Annotated in this window: 20 protein-coding genes and 8 tRNA genes; 6 read left to right on the forward strand and 22 right to left on the reverse strand. The window is 38.6% G+C overall.

The features are described 5' to 3' along the window. Positions 1-52: 52 nt before the first annotated feature. Entirely contained in the window at positions 53-382 is a 330-nt protein-coding gene (locus CZ487_RS21465; RefSeq protein WP_077214318.1) for a hydrolase, read from the reverse strand. Between the two features lie 160 nt (positions 383-542). Between CZ487_RS21465 and CZ487_RS21470 the strand changes: the two genes are divergently transcribed. Then, positions 543-791 (forward strand): DUF6154 family protein, encoded by a 249-nt coding sequence (locus CZ487_RS21470; RefSeq protein WP_077214319.1) that lies wholly within the window; start codon positions 543-545, stop codon positions 789-791. 96 nt (positions 792-887) lie between these two features. Here the strand turns inward: CZ487_RS21470 and CZ487_RS21475 are convergent, their stop codons facing one another. Further along, positions 888-1,325 carry a Dps family protein gene (locus CZ487_RS21475; RefSeq protein WP_077214320.1) on the reverse strand — a complete coding sequence of 146 codons (438 nt, stop codon included), beginning with the start codon at positions 1,323-1,325 and terminating at the stop codon, positions 888-890. Positions 1,326-1,488: 163 nt separating this feature from the next. Between CZ487_RS21475 and ytzI the strand changes: the two genes are divergently transcribed. Together ytzI and cls are read left to right on the forward strand one after the other, a co-directional pair. Further along, on the forward strand, positions 1,489-1,662 hold the full coding sequence (gene ytzI / locus CZ487_RS21480) for a YtzI protein (protein ID WP_077214321.1): 174 nt from the start codon (positions 1,489-1,491) through the stop codon (positions 1,660-1,662). A gap of 21 nt (positions 1,663-1,683) precedes the next feature. Next, on the forward strand, positions 1,684-3,144 hold the full coding sequence (gene cls, locus CZ487_RS21485; RefSeq protein ID WP_077214322.1) for a cardiolipin synthase: 1,461 nt from the start codon (positions 1,684-1,686) through the stop codon (positions 3,142-3,144). A gap of 32 nt (positions 3,145-3,176) precedes the next feature. Here the strand turns inward: cls and CZ487_RS21490 are convergent, their stop codons facing one another. Then, a complete protein-coding gene (locus CZ487_RS21490; RefSeq protein ID WP_077214323.1) occupies positions 3,177-3,650 on the reverse strand; it encodes an S-ribosylhomocysteine lyase in 474 nt (157 codons plus the stop codon). A 130-nt stretch (positions 3,651-3,780) separates the two neighbouring features. Between CZ487_RS21490 and yidD the strand changes: the two genes are divergently transcribed. Next, the gene (yidD, locus tag CZ487_RS21495; RefSeq protein ID WP_077214324.1) at positions 3,781-4,011 is read left to right on the forward strand and encodes a membrane protein insertion efficiency factor YidD; all 231 of its coding nucleotides are present in this window, start codon (positions 3,781-3,783) and stop codon (positions 4,009-4,011) included. A 14-nt stretch (positions 4,012-4,025) separates the two neighbouring features. On the opposite strand, the gene CZ487_RS21500 is transcribed toward yidD, so the two are convergent. Next, entirely contained in the window at positions 4,026-4,589 is a 564-nt protein-coding gene (locus tag CZ487_RS21500; RefSeq protein ID WP_077214325.1) for a beta-class carbonic anhydrase, read from the reverse strand. 201 nt (positions 4,590-4,790) lie between these two features. On the opposite strand from CZ487_RS21500, the gene CZ487_RS21505 reads away from it, so the two are divergent. After that, a complete protein-coding gene (locus CZ487_RS21505; RefSeq protein WP_077214326.1) occupies positions 4,791-5,738 on the forward strand; it encodes a metal ABC transporter solute-binding protein, Zn/Mn family in 948 nt (315 codons plus the stop codon). A 43-nt stretch (positions 5,739-5,781) separates the two neighbouring features. On the opposite strand, the gene CZ487_RS21510 is transcribed toward CZ487_RS21505, so the two are convergent. From CZ487_RS21510 to CZ487_RS21530, 5 genes are all read right to left on the reverse strand, one after another. Further along, on the reverse strand, positions 5,782-7,251 hold the full coding sequence (locus CZ487_RS21510) for an o-succinylbenzoate--CoA ligase (RefSeq protein WP_077214327.1): 1,470 nt from the start codon (positions 7,249-7,251) through the stop codon (positions 5,782-5,784). A gap of 81 nt (positions 7,252-7,332) precedes the next feature. Next, positions 7,333-8,151, reverse strand: coding sequence for a 1,4-dihydroxy-2-naphthoyl-CoA synthase (gene menB, locus CZ487_RS21515; RefSeq protein WP_077214328.1), 819 nt, complete (start codon positions 8,149-8,151; stop codon positions 7,333-7,335). 59 nt (positions 8,152-8,210) lie between these two features. Next, positions 8,211-9,020, reverse strand: a complete 810-nt coding sequence (gene menH, locus CZ487_RS21520; RefSeq protein ID WP_077214329.1) for a 2-succinyl-6-hydroxy-2,4-cyclohexadiene-1-carboxylate synthase — start codon at positions 9,018-9,020, stop codon at positions 8,211-8,213. Then, positions 9,017-10,771: a 2-succinyl-5-enolpyruvyl-6-hydroxy-3-cyclohexene-1-carboxylic-acid synthase gene (gene menD / locus CZ487_RS21525; RefSeq protein ID WP_077214330.1), complete on the reverse strand. Its 1,755-nt coding sequence runs from the start codon at positions 10,769-10,771 to the stop codon at positions 9,017-9,019. Before menD ends, menH begins: the two co-directional genes overlap by 4 nt. Beyond that, on the reverse strand, positions 10,768-12,174 hold the full coding sequence (locus CZ487_RS21530) for an isochorismate synthase (protein WP_077214331.1): 1,407 nt from the start codon (positions 12,172-12,174) through the stop codon (positions 10,768-10,770). Before CZ487_RS21530 ends, menD begins: the two co-directional genes overlap by 4 nt. Positions 12,175-12,650: 476 nt before the next feature. Here CZ487_RS21530 and CZ487_RS21535 point away from each other — a divergent pair, with 476 nt between their 5' ends. Next, the gene (locus tag CZ487_RS21535; protein ID WP_077214332.1) at positions 12,651-13,583 is read left to right on the forward strand and encodes a 1,4-dihydroxy-2-naphthoate polyprenyltransferase; all 933 of its coding nucleotides are present in this window, start codon (positions 12,651-12,653) and stop codon (positions 13,581-13,583) included. 39 nt (positions 13,584-13,622) lie between these two features. Here CZ487_RS21535 and CZ487_RS21540 read toward each other — a convergent pair whose 3' ends face one another. The 13 genes from CZ487_RS21540 to CZ487_RS21600 all read right to left on the reverse strand — a co-directional run bounded on the left by CZ487_RS21540 (position 13,623) and on the right by CZ487_RS21600 (position 22,969). After that, positions 13,623-16,025, reverse strand: a complete 2,403-nt coding sequence (locus CZ487_RS21540) for a glycogen/starch/alpha-glucan phosphorylase (protein ID WP_077214333.1) — start codon at positions 16,023-16,025, stop codon at positions 13,623-13,625. After that, positions 16,015-17,466, reverse strand: coding sequence for a glycogen synthase GlgA (gene glgA / locus CZ487_RS21545; RefSeq protein ID WP_077214334.1), 1,452 nt, complete (start codon positions 17,464-17,466; stop codon positions 16,015-16,017). Before glgA ends, CZ487_RS21540 begins: the two co-directional genes overlap by 11 nt. Then, positions 17,463-18,482 (reverse strand): GlgC family sugar phosphate nucleotidyltransferase, encoded by a 1,020-nt coding sequence (locus CZ487_RS21550; RefSeq protein ID WP_077214335.1) that lies wholly within the window; start codon positions 18,480-18,482, stop codon positions 17,463-17,465. Before CZ487_RS21550 ends, glgA begins: the two co-directional genes overlap by 4 nt. 20 nt (positions 18,483-18,502) lie before the next feature. Then, positions 18,503-19,651 carry a glucose-1-phosphate adenylyltransferase gene (locus CZ487_RS21555; RefSeq protein ID WP_077214336.1) on the reverse strand — a complete coding sequence of 383 codons (1,149 nt, stop codon included), beginning with the start codon at positions 19,649-19,651 and terminating at the stop codon, positions 18,503-18,505. Continuing rightward, positions 19,593-21,539, reverse strand: coding sequence for a 1,4-alpha-glucan branching protein GlgB (gene glgB, locus CZ487_RS21560; protein WP_077214337.1), 1,947 nt, complete (start codon positions 21,537-21,539; stop codon positions 19,593-19,595). Before glgB ends, CZ487_RS21555 begins: the two co-directional genes overlap by 59 nt. Positions 21,540-22,067: 528 nt before the next feature. Beyond that, positions 22,068-22,139 (reverse strand) — tRNA-Glu (locus tag CZ487_RS21565). A 6-nt stretch (positions 22,140-22,145) separates the two neighbouring features. Then, a tRNA-Ser gene (locus CZ487_RS21570) sits at positions 22,146-22,236 on the reverse strand. Positions 22,237-22,240: 4 nt separating this feature from the next. After that, positions 22,241-22,315: transfer RNA gene (locus CZ487_RS21575), tRNA-Asn, on the reverse strand. A gap of 10 nt (positions 22,316-22,325) precedes the next feature. Then, positions 22,326-22,402 (reverse strand) — tRNA-Ile (locus CZ487_RS21580). 5 nt (positions 22,403-22,407) lie between these two features. Next, a tRNA-Gly gene (locus tag CZ487_RS21585) sits at positions 22,408-22,481 on the reverse strand. Between the two features lie 38 nt (positions 22,482-22,519). Continuing rightward, a tRNA-Phe gene (locus CZ487_RS21590) sits at positions 22,520-22,595 on the reverse strand. 166 nt (positions 22,596-22,761) lie between these two features. Then, a tRNA-Asp gene (locus CZ487_RS21595) sits at positions 22,762-22,838 on the reverse strand. Between the two features lie 57 nt (positions 22,839-22,895). After that, positions 22,896-22,969 (reverse strand) — tRNA-Met (locus tag CZ487_RS21600). Positions 22,970-22,978 lie beyond the last annotated feature (9 nt).

Raw genomic sequence — 22,978 nt, forward strand, 5'->3', positions numbered from 1 at the left:
CCTAGTCTAGATATAAAAAATGCCGTTCTCCTCTTTCGAGAACGGCATTTTTTCATTGAAGTTCACTCCCCAATATTCCCATGCTTTCAATATGTTTTCTAGCTTCTTCATCTCCGAGTTCGTAAATCATTCCATAAATTTTTTTCATTGTTTCATCGTACGCATCGTTTTCACGATCATAGTGGTATTGAACATAAGGAACATGAGCCCTGAAGAAGTTTTGCCATTCTGTTGAATAATTTTGGTCGAAATATTCCCTTAAAGCAATGATTTCATCATCTGTTGCTTCTATCTTAAAATTCCACGCTGAATCGGTACGGCTCTGTGTGATTTCACCAGATCCTACCGTGATATAATACGTCTTTTTTTCTTCTTGAGTCACTTTTTAGTCACCCCTTTTCCAATAGCTTTCGTCATTGCTGAACATTTTAATCAAAATATATTAATGAACACGAAAAGTGTTTTTTGTTCCATATTCGCATAGACTAGGAATACAAAACGGGAAGCTGCATAAATTTAATGAAAAAATGGGGGTATGTGCTATGAAGCTCGTGGATGAAATTTATGAATTTTACCGTGACAAATTAACAGGTGATGAAGAAGATATCGATATGCTCGCTTTCGCTTTTTTAGAGGAAATGTCTTATGACGACTTAATCAGCATTATTAAAGATTTAGAACAACAAGAACTATATGATTTAGTTGGCCTCTACTTAATCGAGGCTTTAAAAGTAAAGTTTGCTCAAGAGGAATACGGACAAAGAAATGCACGTCTCCGCCATTTGCATTAATGATACATAGAGATTCATGAAAAGTAGCTGGCTTATAATAGCCAGCTACTTTTCATCCTATGGCGGTAAAGGCCCCCCACTAAAGGAAGTTCCCCTTTATCCTAGGAATGCTTTTAACATCCAAATATGTTTTTTAAGACTTTGTTTAATTCCAATCAGCATATCAGCTGTTCCTTCATCATCGGCTTGTCCTGCAAGCTCTATGCCTTCCTGCAGCTCATTGACCAGCATCTCAAAGTCGCTGGCGATGTTTCGAACCATTTCTTCTTCTGTTTCACTCCCGGATGCTTCTTTAACGGAGGCAAGCTGCAAAACATCCTTCATTGTAGCAACAGGCTTTCCTTCCAGTGCCAAAATTCTTTCAGCGAGTTCATCAATATATTGATTTGCCTCGTTATAAAGTTCTTCAAATTTTTCATGGAGAGTAAAGAAATGACGGCCTTTTATATACCAATGATAATTATGAAGCTTTACATAAAGGACCGTCCAGTTTGCCACTTGTTTGTTAACGGCTTGTCCTAATTCCATAGACATGTTATCAACCTCCCGATATTAGAATGCCCCATAATTTTCGGATAAAACACGGCTGTTGAAATAAGTTTTGTTAAATTTTTATAAATTCATGATAGAATAGCCTTGACGTATGTATTTCAATTAACAGACAAACTGAACTGAAAAATAAAGAAAGGGGTACACTATGACAACCGTATTAATCATCTCAATCATTATTATCTTTGTCGTAATGCTTCTGGCTGTTCTGACGACAAGTAAAGCTTACTCTTTTAAGCATTCTGTCGATCCACTCGAGGAGAATCCTCATATTAATCAAGCTGAAAATGAAAAATCAGAGGATGTGCGTAATAAAAATTAACTTTTCTGTGAGGAAATCATTATGAGTATTGGTTTTAGTATCACTTCTATTCTTATTGGTCTTATCTTTCTACTTAATATGATTTTCGCCATAATCGTTATCTTTATGGAAAGAAGGGACCCTGGGGCAACGTGGGCTTGGCTGCTTGTACTCTTTTTTATCCCCGGTCTAGGTTTCCTTATGTATTTGCTTTTAGGACAAAATCTAACAAGGAGTCGACTTTTTCAGTGGGAGGATCAAAAGAAGGTTGGCATCGCTCAATTAATCTCCAACCAGCTGCTTTCTATCTCAACAGGGAAATTCCTTTACCGAAGTAAAATTGAACAAAAGTATCATGATTTAATTTATATGAACCTCGATCATAATGACGCCGTCTTAACACAAGATAATGAAATTCAAATCTTTACTGACGGGAAAGATAAATTTCAGACTCTTTTTGAAGACATTAAAAATGCAAAAGATTACATTCATTTGCAATACTACATCTATAAGAGAGATCAAATTGGAAATGAATTATTAAATCTGCTTACCGAAAAATCAAGAGAAGGCGTGAAAGTTCGGTTACTATACGACGACCTTGGTTCAAGAGGAATTTCTAAAAGATTTTTTAAAGAACTTCGAGAAGCTGGCGGTGAAGTGGAAGTGTTTTTCCCTTCAAAACTACCACTCATCAATTTACGTATAAATTACCGTAACCACCGCAAACTTGCGATTATCGATGGAAAAGTGGGCTATGTGGGAGGTTTCAATATTGGTGATGAATACTTAGGCTTAAATCCCAGGTTCGGATATTGGCGAGATACACATCTGCGTATAAAGGGAAGCGCCATATACGCGATTCAAACACGGTTTATTTTGGATTGGAATCAAGCATCTTATCGGCATGATATCAATTATTCACCGAATTTATTTCCTGAACACAACTCACGCGGGAATGTAGGCATGCAAATCGTAACTTCTGGCCCAGATTCTGAGTGGGAGCAAATCAAAAATGGCTACATCAAAATGATTTCCTCAGCGAAGAAAACCATTCTTATCCAAACTCCTTATTTCATTCCTGACGCTAGTTTGTTAGATGCAATCCGGATCGCTGCTTTATCGGGTCTTGATGTAAAGCTCATGATCCCAAACAAACCAGATCATATGTTCGTATATTGGGCAACCTATTCCTACGTTGGAGAACTTCTTAAAGCAGGTGCGAAAGTTTATGTTTACGATAACGGCTTTATCCATGCAAAGACAATTGTGGTAGACAACGAAATTTCTTCTGTTGGCACAGCTAATATCGACGTAAGGAGCTTTAGATTAAACTTTGAGGTAAATGCTTTTATTTACAATGAGGAAATTTCTCACCAATTGACATCAAGTTTTCAAAAGGATATGGAATACTCTTGGGAGCTGACCTTGGAGAAGTATTTACAAAGATCTTCAAAAATTCGCTTTAAAGAATCTATTTCAAGATTATTATCACCAATTCTTTAAAAAACCGGGGAAGCCCCGGTTTTTATTATTTCTTATGCAAATACTTGTTTTAAATCTTCTTTTGTTTGTTGCAGCCAAAAACGCATTAATTTCTTTGCACCCTCTAAATCATGAAGCTTTGCCTGTCCACATTGCTTTTCATTAGCTGCAGGAATATCAACAATTTCAACTGCACTCTTCATCGTATCTTCAAGAAGATCAATGATTTCCTCAACTGCAGGCTCGCCGCTTACGACTAGGTAATAGCCCGTTTGACATCCCATTGGTGAAATGTCAATGATATCAAAATGGTCATATTTCTCAGCATGCTCACGAATATTAAAAGCCAGCAAATGTTCTAATGTGTGGATAGAATCTGGTTTCATCGCCTGCTTATTGGGCTGGCAAAAACGGATATCAAATTTATTTACGACACCGTCTGTTCCTACTTTATGAACACCACAATGTCTGACATACGGAGCTTTCACCGCATTATGATCTAGTTCAAAGCTTTCTACTGAAGGCATATTGAAACACTCCTTTGTTTGTTCTAAAGCCATCCATTAAAAAATAGCTAAAATGATAGTCATAGACTAAAATAACATATTATGTTATCTTTTTTAAGAAAAAGTGATTGGAAAGAGAGACGAATTTAGGATGTTAAAAAAAATTATGCTTGGGTTAATTCGCTTTTATCAAGTTGTCATCTCACCGTTAAAACCACCAACCTGCAGGTTTTACCCAACCTGTTCCCACTACGGATTCGAAGCAATCAGCAGATTTGGTCCTGTTAAAGGCGGATGGCTGACACTTAAAAGATTATTAAAATGTCATCCGCTGCATCCGGGCGGATTTGATTATGTACCAGAAAAGCCTCCTAAGAAATAGGATACTTTCCTAAACTATTGATCATAACCATTTACAACTAGGTCTAGTTTGCCTGTTGCTGGATCGATCACAAGACCATGAACAGCAACATCATTAGGTAATAAAGGATGTTTCTTAATCATCTCAACACTATGGGAAACGCTCTCGCTCACACTGCTGAAGCCTTCCAGCCAGCCGTTAACGTCAACGCCAGAATAGTTCAACATTTCAAGAACTTCTTCATTTATTCCTCTTTCTTTCATACTTTCAATCATCACATCTGCTTTCATACCAGACATTCCACAATCATGATGACCAATTACCAATACTTCTTGTGCCTGCAATTGATAGACAGCAACAAGGATACTTCTCATAATACTTCCAAATGGATGAACGACTAAGGCACCCGCATTCTTAACGAGTTTGGCATCTCCGTTTCCAATATTTAATGCTTTTGGAAGTAATTCGATTAATCGTGTATCCATACAAGACAGGATGACCATCTTTTTATTTGGATATTTTGACGTGGTAAACGCTTCATATTTTTTCTCTTCTACAAATTCTGAATTATGTTTCAATATTTGATCCAACATTCTCATCTTACATCACCCTCCTAAATTTTATTGCTTCTTATAGAATACATAAAAACTAGGGAAAAGAACAACCTTTTACTTGCCTTCCCACCATAAATGTTATAAGATACTAAAGTAAATCGGAATCATTACGTATTATACGAATATACTAAATAGATCGTATTACTAGATTTATAAATATATATGGAAAATAAAGAGGAGTCTGACATGAAAAAATTATTATCGCTTGTAACGTCAGTGTTGGTAATTGGTTTATTCTTAGCTGGCTGCGGTTCGGAAACGGAAACGGAACAGGAACCGGAGAATTCAAATCAAGGCCTATTAAAGATTTATACAACCGTTTATCCATTACAATTTTTCACAGAAGAAATCGGAAAAGATTTGGTGGATGTCTCCACGATTTATCCACCAGGATCTGATGAACATACGTTTGAACCATCCCAAAAGGACATGATGCAGCTAGCAGATTCAGATTTATTTATTTACGTCGGCTTAGGATTAGAAGGATTTGTAAACAATGCTGAAAAAACATTAAAAGATGAAGACGTTATTCTATTTCCAGCAGGAGAAGGAATTCACTTAGATCCCCACGAAGAGGATGCTGATGGGCATGATGATCACGGACATAATCACGATGTTGACCCTCATGTCTGGATTGACCCGGTATATGCAAAGGAATTAGCAGAAGGAATAAAGAATGAATTAATTAAACAATTGCCGGATCATGAACAACAGCTGGAGGAGAACTACGCTGCCCTATCTGACCAGCTGGATCGTCTTCATGAACAGTTTGAGACTACCATCAAGGAAGCGAATAAAAAGCAAATCATCGTCTCACATGCCGCCTATGGATATTGGGAAGAACGCTATGGACTTGAACAAATTAGTGTTTCCGGTTTGTCTTCATCAAGTGAACCTACCCAAAAACAATTAGAGAACATTATTTCAACTGCTAAGGAGCATGACTTGAAATATATTTTCTTCGAACAAAATGTCAGCTCTAGATTAACAGAAACAGTTCAAAAAGAAATGAATGCTGAATCTTTAGTCCTCCATAATTTATCTGTGCTGACCGACAAAGATATTAGCGAGAATCGTAATTACTTTACCATTATGGAAGATAACTTAAACGCAATCAAAACAGCTTTATATTAAATTGTACATGACAAGAACTCCCTTCCTCATCGGAAGGGAGTTCTTATTCGTTTTCAAGGTATTCCCTTAAGACTCTTCTCAAGAGCTTTTTCGAAGCGTTGCGAGGGAGTTCGTCCACAAAATAAATTTCCTTAGGCACTTTATATTTTGCCAGCTTCTGATAACAAAGATCTATTATCTCCAGCTCACTTAAACTGCCTTCTTTAACAATAAAAGCAACAGGCACCTGCCCCCAAGCATCATTATTTTTACCGATGACGCCTGCATCAATTACGTGAGGATGGGACATTAAAACACCTTCAATTTCGGCCGGGTAAATATTTTCTCCACCAGAAATGATCAAATCAGAACGGCGGTCTTGCACATACAAAAAACCTTCATCATCTAAATAACCAATATCCCCCGTCTGAAACCATCCATCTTTCATTTTTCTTTTTGTTTCTTCTTCTCGATTTAAATAGCCGATTGTCACATTCGGCCCCTTAACACTAATCTCACCAGATTGAAAGGCTTCCAGCACATTGCCTTCCTCATCGATGATTTTTAATTGCGAGGGAAATAACGGTTTCCCTGCTGAACCAAGTTTGGAAATACTATACTCAGGTGAAAGCGTAACAATTTGCGAAGCCGTTTCCGTCATTCCATAGGACTGAAACACCGGAATAGATCGATCGACACATTTTTCTAATAGCGGCAATGGAGCAGGTCCGCCTCCTAACAACATACATCGAAAATATGAAGGGAGAGCTTCCTCATGGAGCTCCTCCACTAATCTAGTCAATGTTGTGGTCACAACGGACATTATTGTCACTCTTTCCGATTTTATATCTTGAAGAGTTTGCTGTTCATTAAAGGACTCATGGAGCACCATTTTCATTCCATAAATTAAGCTTCTCATTAAAATAGAATATCCGCTGATATGGAACAAAGGAACAGAACATAACCAGCAATCATCTTCCCTTATTCCTATATTTAAGGCCGAACCAGTCGCACTCCACCAATGATTACCGAAGGTCTGCAATACCCCCTTTGGATGCCCCGTTGTACCCGAAGTGTACATAATCGAACAAACATCACTGAGATGTACCTCTTTCATGATTTCAGGACTTTTAAAAGCAGTCTGGTTCAGATCCTCCTTGGTCAAACAAGTAACAGCAGAAATCTCCTTTACCTTTTCTTCAAGTCGTTCTTCTGTGATTAAGTAAGATGCCCCGGAGTCATTCAGCTGCCAAGATAGTTCCTCAGATGTTAGACGATTATTTAAAATAACTGCTTTTACGCCAAGTAATTGCAGGGCCAATAAGATTACCACCGTATCGATGTGATTTTTCAACAAAACACCAATAAATTGATCCTGTCTTACCCCGCTTTCGGTCAAACGGCCAGCCCGGTCAAAGGCAAGGTCATAAAGCTCTTTAAAGGTAAATTCCCTGTCTTTAAAGCGAATCGCAGGACGATCTGGTGTTAGAAATGCTCTTTTAAGCAATGGATTTGGAATCTGTTCTTGTAACATCAGAATCCCCCTTTCAAAATGATAAAAAACAGCTTGATGGATCGATGCCACCAAGCTGTTCCGTTGGAATTTGGACAGAAATCAAGGGAAACGAGGAAATTGTCCAAAGTCAGGCTTACGCTTTTCTTTAAAGGAATCGCGACCTTCTTTCGCTTCATCTGTTGTATAGTAAAGAAGGGTAGCATCTCCAGCAAACTGTTGAATTCCTGCAAGACCGTCTGTATCAGCGTTCATTGCTGCTTTCAAGAAGCGAATCGCAGTTGGACTTTTTTCGAGAATTTCTTCACACCATTTAACCGTTTCTTCCTCGACCTGTTCAAGAGGAACAACTGTATTAACCAAGCCCATATCAAGAGCTTCCTGCGCGTTGTATTGTCTGCAAAGATACCAAATTTCTCTTGCTTTCTTATGACCAACAATTCTTGCTAAATAACCTGAACCGTACCCAGCATCAAAGCTTCCCACTTTAGGACCTGTTTGACCAAATACAGCATTTTCTGCAGCAATGGTTAAATCACATACAACATGAAGAACATGGCCGCCTCCAATTGCATAACCTTTTACCATTGCGATGACTGGTTTAGGAATAACACGAATCAAACGTTGTAAATCTAACACATTTAAGCGGGGAATTTGATCATCTCCGACATAGCCCCCATGTCCGCGTACAGACTGGTCTCCACCAGAACAGAACGCTTTATCTCCAGCACCCGTTAAAATGATAACGCCTACATTCGAATCATCACGTGCATACGCAAATGCGTCAATTAATTCCATTACCGTTCTAGGTGTAAATGCATTATGTACTTGAGGACGATTGATTGTTATTTTGGCAATGCCATTGTATGTTTCATACATAATTTCTTCATACTTTTTGCCAGGAATCCATTCTATTGTCATGATTATAGCCTCCTTTTAATATGTTGGTTTTTAATCGAACTTTATCATTTTGTGTCATCTTATGTACTCGACAAAAACCTACTTACTATTGTACCAAATTTTTCACTATCTTCCACATGTATTGCATGCCCGCAGCCATCAATGTTTTCCCAGCTGACATTTTTAAGCTCTTTCGCCATTTCTGCTGCGATATTGCAAAACTTCTGATCACTTGATCCTGTGATCAATAGGACCTCATGATGTAGTTCCGAAAGATTATCCCACCAGGAGGGCTGTGCCCCTGTTCCCATTCCTTCAAGACTAAGCGAAAGCCCTATTGAAGAATTTCTCAATCTCTGTTCTTTCAGTTGAGCTTGAATTGTTGGGGGCAGCTTTTCTTGAGTTTGAAACAAAGGAATGTTTCCCCAGTATTCTACAAAGGCTTCTATTCCTTCTTCTCTTATAAAAGAACTAAGCTTACAATCTTGTTCCACGCGTGCTTTTCGTTCTTCTTCCGATCTTAAGCCAGGAGAGGTACTTTCAAGTACGATTTTTCTAACCTTTGTTGGATATTTAAGAGCAAAAGAAAGGGCCAATCTTCCGCCCATCGAATAGCCAATAATATCCGCTTTCGGTATGCCTAGCTTTTCCAACAATAAAAATAAATCATCACACACAGAAAGCATTCGATAACGGCCTGCATCTTCTGGTGAATCAGTTTTACCGTGTCCAATAATATCAACTGCATACAGTCTTGAATGTTGTCCCCATTTTTCAAAAAAGGGGTCCCAGGTGGTTGAATCTCCCGTAAAGCCATGCAATAAAATAACGGGAAATCCATCACCAGCCTTTTCCACATTGTAACGAACCCCATCAATAACATGCCTCATCGCCATTCCCCATTTACTAGCTGACTTATTTCCTGGGAAACAAAATCCCACAAAGTTCGATGTTCTTTTAAGTTTTCATCACGGTTTGTTGTTACCTCGAGAACATTTAACCCTTGGAAGCTTGAGCATCCCTCAAGAGAGGAAGAAAAATGTGTCCAATCTTTAATCAGATCGTATTGACCATTATACATACGGATCGCATGCTCAAACTGCAAATCTAGCGGCGTTCCAAATAACTTTTCAAAGTGGTCAGGATAATTAGCTTGAGGAAGAAACGAGAAAATCCCTCCGCCGTTATTATTAATGACAATAATATTAATATTCAGTTCGTACAGCTTGGACATAATCAAACCATTCAAATCATGGAAAAAGGTTAAATCCCCCAGAACTAGATACAACGGCTGATGAACGACAGCTGCACCTAATGCCGTGGAAATCGTTCCATCGATACCATTGGCACCACGATTTGCCATAATCCGAATAGATTTAGGATTATTATAGAAGAAAGTATCTAAATCACGGATCGGCATGCTGTTTCCAACAAAAAGGGTTGCACCTTCTGGAAGCAGTTCAACCAGTTCATAAAAAATCTTACCTTCGCTCAAGCTTGAACTTTCTTTTATTTTCATCAGATGTTCTCTTGTAAAGGAATTCAATTCCTTCCATTTAGAGAGGAAGTCTGATGATTTTTCATCCTCAATAACAGCTGTTAAAGCACTGCAAAATAAGGCTTCATTGCAATAAATCATGGATGTTGTCAATAGTGAAGGATCTCTCCATCCACCTCCGCTGTCAACCACCCATTGCTCAGCATGTTTATTCTCTTTCATGTAAATCGTTAAGGCCTTAGATACCGGCATTGCTCCAAAACGGATGATAAGATCAGGTTTTAGTGCCTTTTTGGCATCATCATTCCGTAAAAAAGTGTCATAAGTATCGATTATATTTTCTAACCGATGTTCTCCACTCCTCAATTGTGATAGAGGATCGGCAACAATTGGCGCTTGCAGTTTTTCTGCAAAACTCGTAACAGCTTCTGGAAATTTTTCATCATCAATCGAACCACAAACAATGATGATCTTTTGGTATTGGTTTAAATCATTTTTCAGCCTTTCAAGCTGATGATTTTGCAGAGTGTATTCACTTTGCTGGATCGTTACATAACCTTCCTGACGTTCTTCATGATGAAACAGATTTTTCTTTTTGAGATCGGGTACAAGCGGTTCCCGAAATGGAAAGTTTAAATGTACAGGACCTGCAGGTGACGTAAGAGCTGTTGCCGCTGCCCTTGCACAGACACTGCGGACATAACGTAACATCTCCTCCGAATTTTCCGGAGGAGCCATTTCGATAAACCACTTTACATGCTTTCCATATAAATGAATTTGATCGATCGCCTGCGGAGCTCCTACATCTCTCAATTCATGAGGTCTGTCGGCCGTTAATACCACAAGAGGCACTCTTGAATAATAGGCCTCTACGATAGCAGGATAGTAGTTCGCAGCTGCTGTTCCGGATGTACATAGAATAGCTGCGGGCTTACCAGATGCTTTTGCAATCCCCAATGCAAAAAAAGCCGCCGAACGCTCATCCACATGGATGTGAAGACGTATCTCTGGATGTTGTGCTATAACCATTGCCATTGGAGTCGATCTAGACCCGGGACTTACCACTACATCCCTTATACCGGATTGAACTAGCTCTGCAACAAATGCTGCAAGATAAGACGTTAATGATTCTTGATGACTCATTTTTCCATACCCCCAAGAGCTGAAAGCATCGGCTTAAACTTTACTTTCGTTTCACTGTATTCGCTCTCCGCGTCAGAATCACTGATGATTCCACAACCTGCAAAAAGAGAAGCTTCATTTCCTTGAATTAAAGCAGACCGAATGGCTACAGCAAATTCACCGTTACCATTATTGTCAATCCAACCAACAGGTGCTCCATACAGCCCTCTATCAAGCTCTTCAATTTCTCTGATCATTTCCACTGCATCTTGCTTTGGAAATCCTCCTAGAGCTGGTGTCGGATGCAATCGATCCACTAGCTGAAATAGGGAGCTTTGGCTTTTGGAGATACCTACAACCGGTGTAAACAGGTGCTGAATGTCACGCATTTTCATTAGAACCGGATGATCAGGAAGCTCAACCTGCTCACAAACTTGTTCCATTGCATCTTTTATCATTTCCACGACAAACTGATGTTCCATTAAGTTTTTATCATCACCTAAAAGTGTCTGACCTAACTGCTCATCTTCTTCCTCCGTCTTCCCTCTGGCAATAGAACCTGCAAGACAAGTAGAGTAAAGCTTTTTTCCTTCCTTCTTAACCAGTCTTTCAGGAGAAGCACCAATAAAACAATCCCCGTTTGACTCAAATGCAAAGGTATAACTCTCACGCTGTTCTGTTAACAGACGCTTGAGTACCCCCTCAATCGGCACATCGTCATTAAAATACAAGCGAAGTTCACGAGCAAGTACAGCTTTTTTTAGTTCACCATTCTTTAAGTGACTTACAAGCTTTCTGACCGTCTCTTTCCAATTTTCAGGGTTAACTTCTTCTTTTTTAGTAATCGCAGCATCTTTTACTTTCTTCGGTTGATGAACCGATGATAAGATTTGCTGCCGTTCAAGAAATACTCTTTCAGCGATTGAAAGATCATCATGCTGTGTACACAGTACATTTGTTGTTAAGTAATATTGACCGTTTACCTTAGTTAATAAGTATTTTGGCATATGAAAAAGGGCATCTGAAAACTTGGACCATAGCTGCGTTTTCTTTTTTATAGGATCAAAAGAAAAGCCTCCGAACATGAGCGGGCCTGTACCAGCTTCATGAAAATCATTGTAAATAATTCCGTTTTCAATAACTTTTTTCCACTCTTTTTCAACATGAAAAAAACGATCAGAATTCTGATCACAGTGAATGAGTTTGCATATTCCTAAACCAGAAATAAAAATATCATCTGAAGGGTCTTTCCAATAGAAACGTTCGCCAAGATATTTTTTTTGACCTGCAGAGAAAAACGCCAGAGGCTCTATATGATCTACTTTTTGAACTTCGCTCACTAAGATTGGCATCGATAATTCTCTCGCTTTTGCTATTGCCTGCTCGATCCCTTTTTTAAGCTCCGTATCTTGAACAGTAACCAAAAAATCCCCTCCAATTAAGAAAAGCGTATGCGTCTATTATGTATTGAAATTCGAGGTCAAACATGAAAGGCGGCACACAATCCTTCAGCTTTGAAACCTCAAATCGTTTTGTTTTCCTAATAAAGCCATCACTTTATAGAATATCAGTCTTTACCCAGTTTATCTAGCTTAAAACTTATTTTAAGATACACCCCCTATAGGGGCATGTCAATTAGAACGGTCACACCTTTCCGAGCCATTTCCTTATTATATTATTTGATTTTTTCAGGCAGCCATACACATGACAATTGAAACACCCTAGCTTTACATTTAAGAATGAGATTAGAAAAATCTCCCATTATTAGGGGTAGAAATTAATTGACACTCTTGTATCAATTGCCTAAACTTGATATGAACTTATTCTTAAATTGACAAGATCACTTTTTTTATTTATTATATAAAAGTTTGCAATTTCTTTTGCAGAGGGGGAAATTTACGTGCAAATCGAGAGCCAAACAAATTCAAAATATATCTCGCAAAATAAAGGCTGGAGGGTTTGGTGGCAGTTAACAAGACCTCATACACTAACCGCAGCATTTGTTCCAGTTTTTCTTGGCACAGTATTAGCAATTCAAGAAACAAACATCAGCATTGGCTTATTTCTTGCCATGTTAATCGCCAGCCTATTAATCCAGGCAGCGACTAATATGTTTAACGAATACTATGATTACAAACGTGGATTAGATACAGAAGAATCAGTTGGGATCGGCGGTACCATCGTTCGTGATGGTGTAAAGCCGAAAACCATACTAAAACTAGCTTTGAGCTTATATGGAATTTCATTATTATTGGGAATCTATATTTGTGCAAATAGCTCATGGTGGTTAGCACTAATCGGATTATGCTGTATGGCAGTAGGTTATCTTTATACAGGCGGCCCGCTTCCAATCTCACATACCCCATTCGGAGAATTCATGTCAGGCTTTGTGATGGGAATGGGTATTATTCTAATTAGTTTCTTTATCCAAGCAGGTACGGTTACTACAACAAGTATACTAGTCTCTATCCCAATCTTTATTCTTGTTGGCGGAATTAATCTTTCTAATAATATTCGAGATTTAGATGGTGATAAAGATTTCGGACGCAAAACTCTTCCTGTTTTATTGGGTAGAAAAAAGGCAGTCACCTTGTTAGCATCATTATTTATCATTTCTTATATTTGGGTATTCGTCTTAATTTTAATGGGCTATACATCTGCATGGATAGCTATTGTTGTCATAAGTGCTCCAACGGCCATTAAGGCAGTTAAAGGATTTATCGGAAAAACAATTCCTATCCAAATGATGCCCGCTATGAAGGCAACAGCACAGACAAATACATTTTTTGGATTTTTATTATCAATTGGATTATGCTTAGGTTATTTTTTATAAACCAAAAAGCTTCTGGAGAAATCTCCAGAAGCTTTTTCTTTAAGTAATTCCAATCCCTTGAATATTCCAGATTCCCTTCGCATACTCCTCAATCGTTCGATCGCTGGAAAAATGGCCTGAGTTGGCAATATTTATTAGACTCATGGGACGCCATTTTTGTTGATCTTTATAAGCATCTCCGACTTCACTTTGAATTTGAACATAGGATGCGAAATCCTTTAATACGAAGTATTGATCATTTTGCATAAGAAGCGAATCATATATCGCTTCAAATTCTCCCTCTGACTGATCGAAGAACCCATCTGTCAACTGATTCACCACTTGACGGATCCGCTTATCCAGATGGTAGTATTCAAGAGAATGATAACCGCCATTTTGCTGAAAATGAAGGACCTCTTCCGCTTTTAATCCAAAAATGAAGATATTTTCATTTCCTACTACATCTTTTATTTCGATATTGGCACCATCTAAAGTACCCACCGTTATCCCACCGTTCATCATGAACTTCATGTTTCCGGTTCCGGATGCCTCCTTGCTTGCTGTCGATATTTGCTCGCTCACATCGGTTGCAGGGAAGATATTTTCGGCAAGAGAGACACGGTAATTTTCTAAAAAAACAACCTTCAACTTGTCTCTTACAGATGGGTCCCCATTTACCTTTTTTGCAACGGTATTGATCAGCTTAATGATTTTTTTAGCATAATAATATCCAGGAGAGGCCTTAGCTCCAAATATAAACGTTCTTGGATAAATATCAAACGATGGATCTCTCTTTAATTGATTATAGAGATGCATGATGTGCAAAACATTTAGGAGCTGTCTTTTATAAGCATGCAATCTTTTGACTTGTACATCAAAAATTGATGCAGTATCCACTGACACTCCTGTTTGTTCCTTAATAATGTTAGCAAGATGCTGTTTGTTTTCCTGCTTAATCCTGTATAGTTCTTCAAGAAAACCATGGTCCTGTTTATATTTTTCCAGTTCTTTAAGATCTCCCGGTCTCTTAATCCAGGAATCTCCAATTCCTTCACAAATTAAGTTTGCTAGCTTGGGATTTGATTTAAGCAGCCATCTGCGATGAGTAATCCCATTTGTCTTATTATTAAATTTTTCCGGAAATATTTGATAAAATGAATTCATTTCCCGCTGTTTTAAAATCTCTGTATGAATGGCTGCCACCCCGTTAACGCTATAACTGCCAACAAGCGCGAGATGGGCCATTTTTACTTCATCATGTGCTATAATGGCCATATTTTCAATTCTGTGCCAATCTCCAGGGAAGTAATCCCACAGCGAACGGCAAAAACGTTCATTTATTTCTTCCACAATCATATAAATCCGCGGCAGCAGAGGCTGAAATATTCTTACCGGCCACTTTTCCAACGCCTCAGACAGAGTGGTGTGATTTGTATAGGAAATTGTTTTAGTCGTGATATTCCACGCTTCATCCCAGCTCATTTGTTCCTCATCCAGCAGTACTCTCATCAGCTCAGGTATAGCAAGAACAGGATGAGTATCATTGATGTGAATGCCAACATGTTGATGAAAGTCTGTCAAACTACTATTTTGTTTTCGATATGCTCTTATGATAGAGTTGATACTCGCAGATACTAAGAAATATTGCTGTTTCAAGCGAAGGATTTTCCCCTCATCATGCGTATCATCTGGATATAGGAACTCCGAAATAGATTCTGTATCACGTTTATATTTCAAGATATCTTGATTTACCGGATAGGGAGACGGCTCGGCACTCCATAATCTTAACGTATTGACCGTCCTTGTTTCATAGCCCGGAACAGGCATATCATAAGGAACAGCTGTCACCATTTCTGCATCCATATGGCTGAACTTTAACCGGCCATTTTCGTTAGACGCCGTTACCTTCCCCCAAAAAGGGACTTCGACTGATAAATCAGCTTTTCTTACTTCCCAGACATTGCCGTTTCGCAGCCATTGTTCAGGAAGTTCGACTTGATAACCATCAACGATTTTTTGTTCAAAAAGTCCATGCTTATAGCGGATTCCGCAGCCGTGGCCAGGTAGGTTCAACGAGGCCAAAGAATCCAGAAAACAGGCAGCTAACCGTCCTAGTCCTCCGTTCCCTAGAGCTGCATCCGCTTCTATTTCCTCTAATTCATTTATGTCGATGCCTAGCTCCCCAAGTCCTTCCTCGACCACTTTATCGATTCCCAAACTCAATAAATTCTGCTTCAGTAATCGACCAAGCAAAAACTCAATTGATAAATAATAAACTTGCTTTTCCTTATTAGTGCGGTATCGTTCATTTGTTTCAATCCAATTCCTGCTTACGTATTCACGGATCATATGGCCTAACGTATTAAAGTGATCTCTTTTTGTACTTTCCGCAAATGTTTTTCCATAGGTCATTTCAATACGTTTTAGGAAGGTTTCTTTAAATTCTTCAGAATTAGAGAACATGGCTCTCACTCCTCGAGATCAGCTCAGCATAAAGCTGATTATATTTAAAAGCAGATTGAGCCCAACTGTAATCAAGTGACATCGTTTGCTTGACAAGAGTTTCCCACATCTCTTTTTGATGATAAAAATAAATAGCTCTTTGAATGGTGTACAGCATATCGTGTGCATTAAAGTTCGTAAATGTAAAACCATTCCCTTCCTGAGTTATTTCATTATAAGATTGGACCGTGTCATTTAAACCGCCTGTTTCCCTTACAATTGGAATCGTTCCATATCGCATGGCAATCATTTGTCCTAAGCCGCAAGGTTCAAATAAAGACGGCATTAAAAATAGATCGCCTGCTGCATAAATTTGATGAGCCAGCTCTTCATTAAACCCAATATAGGCTTTAAATTTATTTGGATAATGCCCCTCCATATCTCTGAAGAAGTGTTCGAATTCAGGGTCCCCCGTCCCAAGGACAATAAGCTGGATATCCTCTGACATCATCTCATGAAAGACCCTTTTTACAAGATCAAGCCCTTTTTGCTTCGTTAATCTGGTGATCATAACCATCAAGGGAATATCTTCTTTCTCAGGAAGTGCAAATTGCCGCTGTATCTCTTTTTTATTTAGACTCTTATTCTTTAAATTCGCTGCAGAATAATTTTTTAACAGTAAGCTGTCTTCTTCAGGATCGTAAAAATCATCATCGATTCCATTTAAAATCCCAGCTAAATCGGAAGACCTTTTTCTCAGCAAGCCATCAAGCTTCTCTCCATAATACTCCATTTGTATTTCCCGCATATATGTAGGGCTTACAGTTGTTATTTTATCACCAGCAACAAGAGCTGCTTTCATAAAATTAATGTTTCCATAAAACTCCAACTGCTCAACAGTAAAATATTCATCACCTAAACCCAACAAATCTCCTAGAGCTGACTTCGGCATAATCCCCTGAAACTGCAGATTATGTATGGTGAATACCGATTTTATTAATTGATAACCTTTCCTATGTTGATATTGAACGCGAAGAAGAAATGGAATCATCCCTGAATGCCAATCATGGCAATGAATCACATCAGGGATAAACTGAATAAAAGGTAAACTCTCGAGAACAGCCCGATTAAAGAAAGCAAAGCGTTCTCCATCATCAAAGTAACCGTACAACTTTTCTCTATTAAAATAATACTCATTGTCGATAAAATAGAAAGTGATCCCTTCATGGACCAGCTCTTCGATTCCACAGTACTGATTCCTCCAGCCGACTTTAACGGTGAAATCAGCCTTCTTCTTCATTTGTTTCCGAAAATCCCCCGGAATGGACCCATACTTAGGTAATATCACTCTAATATCTGTTCCAAGATTTTTTAATTCTTTTGGCAACGAACCTGCAACGTCTGCTAATCCTCCAGATTTTACGAACGGAACACATTCGGAAACAGCAAATAATACTTTCACGACTTCATCAACGCTCCTTGTATAGTCCCTTTTCGAACTACAAATGGCGACTCCATAGAACCTCTCATCATCGAACATGGTTCCACCTTAACATCTTTATCGAAAATGCAAGAATCTAACACACAATTTTCTCCTATTTGTGATTTTTGCATAATGATGGAATTTTTAATCACAGAACCTTTCCCAACCTTCACACCGCGAAAAATAATACAGTTTTCAACATGACCTTCAATTTGACAGCCATTAGCAATGACAGAATTTAAAACATGGCTGCCGTTTAAATAATGGGTTGGCGGCTCATCCTTCACCTTTGTATAAATCGGATGTTCTTTTGTGAATAAGCTTTTCCAAGTAGCTGAGTTTAATAAACTCATATTAGATTGATAATAACTGGAGATGGAATCTATCATATTAACATAGCCATTATATTCATAGTGACATATTTTATAAGAATGATTTAAGTCCGTAACCACATCCTTCATACTTGAATATCCAGTTTCCCTGCGCTTTTCAATTAAATCAGTTAACAAGGACAATTTCACTAAATACATTTCCATTGATCTTCCGTCTTTTCTAACCTCGGTAATATCACACTTAGCATGAATATGGGCTTCAAGGACTTTTCTGAAATCTATATTAGCAACCGTATAACAGTTAGCAATTAAGGCATATTGTTGAGTGCTTCGCTGAAAGTAATCCATATTTTCAGCAAAGTGGGTAAAAGAGCCAATCCCATCACTATTTATTTGGGATGGAAAGAAAAATAAACCATCTCTTTTTCGATTCAACTCCCAATCTTTTCCTGAACCTAAATGATCCATCAATGACCGATACTGAAATTTAGGAAAAATAGCCACACTGCGAATCCCAGAGTTAACCATATTTGATAATATAAAATCGATTAATCGATAACGTCCACCAAATGGGAGAGCTGCTAAGGAACGATGATCAACAAATGGTTCCAATCCCTCTTGATAGGTTGTAGCATCAATCACACCTAGTAATTTTTTATCCACTTTACCCCTCCTGAATCTCTTTAATGAGCTTGCATTTCCTTAATGATTTCCTCTGTTACCAGGATAATTTCGTCAGATCCAATGTCAGGACGAATTACCACACCTTCCGGGATGACAAGATTGGATGGCACAATTGCTCTCTCTATATACGCATCCTTGGAGATAACTGCATTTGGCATGACCACTGTTTCTCGTACAGAGGCCCCTTTCTCAACAGCTACTCCCTGAAATAAGACAGATTTGTTCACATAACCTTCTACTGTACAACCTTCATTGATTAAAGAATCAACGACCTCGGCCTCGCTAGTGATAAGCTGTGGCGGATGATTCGGATTAACGGAATAGATTCTCCAGGAATAATCGAATAAATTTAATTGATTTTTCTCATCAAGAAGATCCATGTTTGCTTCCCACAAACTTTTTACTGTACCAACATCTTTCCAGTACCCAGCAAATGGATAAGCAAATAGTTTTTTATTTTCATCTAGCAGCAGTGGAATGATGTCCTTACCGAAATCATGACTTGATTCAGGGTTGCGTGCATCCATTTCTAAATATTCCTTTAGCAGACTCCAATTAAAAATATAAATTCCCATTGAAGCTAAATTTGATTGTGGAAATTGCGGCTTCTCTTCAAATTCAACCACCTTCATTTCCTTTGTTGTGTTCATAATTCCAAATCGATTTGCTTCGTCCCAAGGAACTTCAATAACAGAGATTGTTGCATCTGCACCTTTTTCAATATGGTAATCAAGCATATGAGAATAATCCATTTTATAAATATGATCTCCTGATAAAATAAGGACATATTCTGGGTCAAACTGCATTAAATAGGTCATATTTTGATAGATCGCACTAGCTGTACCTGTATACCATTTTACTTCCGAAGATTCACTATATGGCGGGAGTACGGTTACCCCGCCATCTTTCCGGTCTAAGTCCCATGCACTGCCTATTCCAATATAAGAATTTAAAACTAGCGGCTGATATTGTGTTAGTACCCCAACTGTATCAATCCCCGAGTTCGTACAGTTACTCAGGGTAAAATCAATGATACGATATTTCCCGCCGAATGGAATCGCCGGCTTTGCCAAGCTTTTTGTCAGCGAACTAAGCCTGCTGCCCTTTCCTCCAGCCAATAGCATGGCTACGCACTTTTTCTTTCCCATTTCCCTTCCTCTCCTTCCGCTGTTTGATAGGACGTAATATGGAAATCCCAAATGGTGAAACTGACATTGACACCGAATATGGTTTCCCATGAAAAGCTATTTCCTCTGCTTTTAACGTCTTTTTATTATGAACACCTGAACCTCCAAAGGCTTCCATATCGCTGTTCAGTATTTCACGATATGTTCCGCCTATTGGTACACCTACCCGATAATCAGAATATGTTCTCTCAGTAAAGTTGCAGACAACGATTAATAATTCGTCCTCTTTTTTACCTTTTCGGACAAAAGAAAAAACAGATTGTTTGCTATTGTTCACATCAATCCATTCAAAGCCTTCCTGCAGATGATCCAATTCATAAAGAGGTCTAGATCGCTTATAAACCTTCATTAACTCTTTTACATAATCATTTGTTTTTTGGTGCATTTCGTACTCCAATAGATGCCAATCAAGCTGTTCCTGATCTTTCCACTCAGCAAACTGACCTATTTCAAAGCCCATAAATAAAAGTTTCTTACCTGGGTGTGCCATCATGAACCCTAATAATAAACGTAACTGGGCAAACTTCTGCCAATAGTCACCGGGCATTTTATCTAGGAGGGACTTCTTGCCATGAACAACTTCATCATGAGAAAGAGGCAAAATAAAATTTTCAGAAAAAGTATATAAGAGAGAGAATGTGACTTTATTATGATATTGTTGTCGTTCACTAGGACTTTTCTCCATATATGTAAGCATGTCATTCATCCAGCCCATATTCCATTTATAGTTAAACCCCAAACCTCCATAATGAACTGGTGCTGTTACTTGCGGCCAATCTGTAGAATCTTCCGCAATAACCAGTACATTCTTATCGTAGGCAAACACAGCCTTATTTAGCTTCCTTAAGAATTCAATGCCGTATTGATTTTCCCTATTTCCGTCAGAATTAGGCCAATAAATAATATTTGAAACAGCATCGATTCGAAAACCGTCAATATGAAAACGTTCCATCCAGAAGATTGCGTTTGATATCAGGAAGCTTTGCACTTCTGTTTTACTAAGATCAAAATTGGCTGTTCCCCATGTGAAATTCTCCCGATCATGTTCATTTTCGTATTCATATAAAAATGATCCATCAAAGCGGTGTAAACCGTGTTCATCCTTACAAAAATGACCAGGAACCCAATCGAGAATAACGCCAATATTATGTTGATGGCACTGATCAATAAAATACATCAAATCGTGAGGTGTTCCATACCTGCTTGTAGCAGAGTAATATCCCGTCCCCTGATAGCCCCATGATAAATCGAACGGATGCTCATTTAGAGGCATTAATTCGATATGAGTAAATCCGTGATCTACTACGTAAGGAATTAATTCACCCGCAAGCTCACGGTAAGTTAAAAAACGGCCATCAGCCTTCTTCTTCCATGAACCGGCATGCACTTCATAAATAACGGCTGGTTCCTGATAGATGTTTTTTCTTTCCTTTTTTTGCAGCCATCTTTTATCATCCCAGTTGTAGCCCTCTAATGAATAAACCACCGATGCGGTTTGAGGTCTTAATTCAGAATAAAACGCAAAGGGATCTGCCTTTAACAGCCTGTCACCATCTGAGGTAATGATTTCATACTTATACAAGGCACCCTCCAAATTCTGCTCAATACTGAGCATCCAGACACCTTCAGGATTAAGCCTTTGAAATTCAAACCCTTCGCCATTCCAATGATTGAAATCTCCTACCAAACGTACATTTTTTGCATTTGGAGCCCATACACCAAAACGCGTACGTGAATGATTTTCATTTTTCTCTATATGTGCTCCGAAAAACCGATAACTTTCAAACAGATTACCTTCATGAAATAAATGCAATTGATAATCTGATGGAAATAAGACATCCACCGTCACTCCCTCACCGTCCAATCTTTGTAGTTTGCAATAATTATCTATATTCTATTTTCTACCAAAGAAACCCTTGTAAATGTTTTATGAAGATTGCGACAATATTTAGCATCGTTTACTAAATAGCGAGGGAATTCAACATCTTACCCCATTATTCGCTAGTGTTTATTGGAAAACTAAGCATAAAAATGATGGAAAATCTCAAAATTATTTTTACTGTGATAATAAATTTTAGTAATTTTCAGCACGTTTTATTCTCTATTTTTTTAAAAATCCAAAAATATTTTACAATAATTTATCTTGACAATTAGGAACTTTAGGCATTTGGAAAGGGCAAGAGAATTATTTCCTATTTTTATAAAAAGTAAACAATAGAAAATGTTAGAAGCAGAGAGGAATTTTTACTGGAGATATAATTTAGTTAAAAAGAGACGCTTTGACTATGTATATGCTGGGTTGAACAAAAAATAACAAGAAAGAATCGAAAATACAAAAAAGCTATTGGTTAATGGAAACCAATAGCTTTTTATTTGATGACCCGTACGGGATTCGAACCCGTGTTACCGCCGTGAAAGGGCGGTGTCTTAACCGCTTGACCAACGGGCCTTTAACTGGCGGAGAAGGAGGGATTTGAACCCTCGCGCCGGTTACCCGACCTACACCCTTAGCAGGGGCGCCTCTTCAGCCACTTGAGTACTTCTCCAAATTGGCTCCGCAGGTAGGATTCGAACCTACGACCGTTCGGTTAACAGCCGAATGCTCTACCACTGAGCTACTGCGGAAAATTTTTTATGGTGGGCCTAAATGGACTCGAACCATCGACCTCACGCTTATCAGGCGTGCGCTCTAACCAGCTGAGCTATAGGCCCCTCTTTGGAGCGGGTGATGGGAATCGAACCCACGACAACAGCTTGGAAGGCTGTGGTTTTACCATTAAACTACACCCGCAAATATATATTTCATTATTTTCAACTCTAAACATAAAGTGGTGGCTCAGGACGGAATCGAACCGCCGACACATGGATTTTCAGTCCATTGCTCTACCGACTGAGCTACTGAGCCATGTTAGATAATGCAACCTAAAGTTATATAGCGTATTTTGCTTCAAAGCCCTTAGGCCTTTGTCGCAGATTTTAAAAGTTTGTCAATCGAAGAAGAAGAACCAAGATGCTACAATCTTTTAAAATCCTCTACCGACTGAGCTACTGAGCTATATTTTATAAATAAATGGCGGTCCGGACGGGACTCGAACCCGCGACCTCCTGCGTGACAGGCAGGCATTCTAACCAACTGAACTACCGGACCAGAGATTTTTCGAGGTACGAGAAAATATCTTTCCTTCTCTTCCTTGAAAAAACTTGATTGCGGGGACAGGATTTGAACCTGCGACCTTCGGGTTATGAGCCCGACGAGCTACCAGACTGCTCCACCCCGCGATAATATTA

The organism is Robertmurraya dakarensis, from assembly GCF_900156875.1.
In the GTDB taxonomy this organism is placed as follows: Bacteria; Bacillota; Bacilli; order Bacillales; family Cytobacillaceae; genus Robertmurraya; species Robertmurraya dakarensis.

What these genes read in the sequence shown, in the direction of transcription:
- cls (WP_077214322.1), top strand. Translation starts at nt 1,684, where the DNA reads ATGAGTATTGGTTTTAGTATCACTTCTATTCTTATTGGTCTTATCTTT.
- CZ487_RS21505 (WP_077214326.1), top strand. Translation starts at nt 4,791, where the DNA reads ATGAAAAAATTATTATCGCTTGTAACGTCAGTGTTGGTAATTGGTTTA.
- CZ487_RS21540 (WP_077214333.1), bottom strand. Translation starts at nt 16,025, where the DNA reads ATGTTCTCTAATTCTGAAGAATTTAAAGAAACCTTCCTAAAACGTATT.
- yidD (WP_077214324.1), top strand. Translation starts at nt 3,781, where the DNA reads ATGTTAAAAAAAATTATGCTTGGGTTAATTCGCTTTTATCAAGTTGTC.
- menB (WP_077214328.1), bottom strand. Translation starts at nt 8,151, where the DNA reads ATGACAATAGAATGGATTCCTGGCAAAAAGTATGAAGAAATTATGTAT.
- CZ487_RS21475 (WP_077214320.1), bottom strand. Translation starts at nt 1,325, where the DNA reads ATGTCTATGGAATTAGGACAAGCCGTTAACAAACAAGTGGCAAACTGG.
- ytzI (WP_077214321.1), top strand. Translation starts at nt 1,489, where the DNA reads ATGACAACCGTATTAATCATCTCAATCATTATTATCTTTGTCGTAATG.
- CZ487_RS21510 (WP_077214327.1), bottom strand. Translation starts at nt 7,251, where the DNA reads ATGTTACAAGAACAGATTCCAAATCCATTGCTTAAAAGAGCATTTCTA.
- menH (WP_077214329.1), bottom strand. Translation starts at nt 9,020, where the DNA reads ATGAGGCATGTTATTGATGGGGTTCGTTACAATGTGGAAAAGGCTGGT.
- CZ487_RS21500 (WP_077214325.1), bottom strand. Translation starts at nt 4,589, where the DNA reads ATGAGAATGTTGGATCAAATATTGAAACATAATTCAGAATTTGTAGAA.
- menD (WP_077214330.1), bottom strand. Translation starts at nt 10,771, where the DNA reads ATGAGTCATCAAGAATCATTAACGTCTTATCTTGCAGCATTTGTTGCA.
- CZ487_RS21490 (WP_077214323.1), bottom strand. Translation starts at nt 3,650, where the DNA reads ATGCCTTCAGTAGAAAGCTTTGAACTAGATCATAATGCGGTGAAAGCT.
- CZ487_RS21555 (WP_077214336.1), bottom strand. Translation starts at nt 19,651, where the DNA reads ATGGGAAAGAAAAAGTGCGTAGCCATGCTATTGGCTGGAGGAAAGGGC.
- CZ487_RS21470 (WP_077214319.1), top strand. Translation starts at nt 543, where the DNA reads ATGAAGCTCGTGGATGAAATTTATGAATTTTACCGTGACAAATTAACA.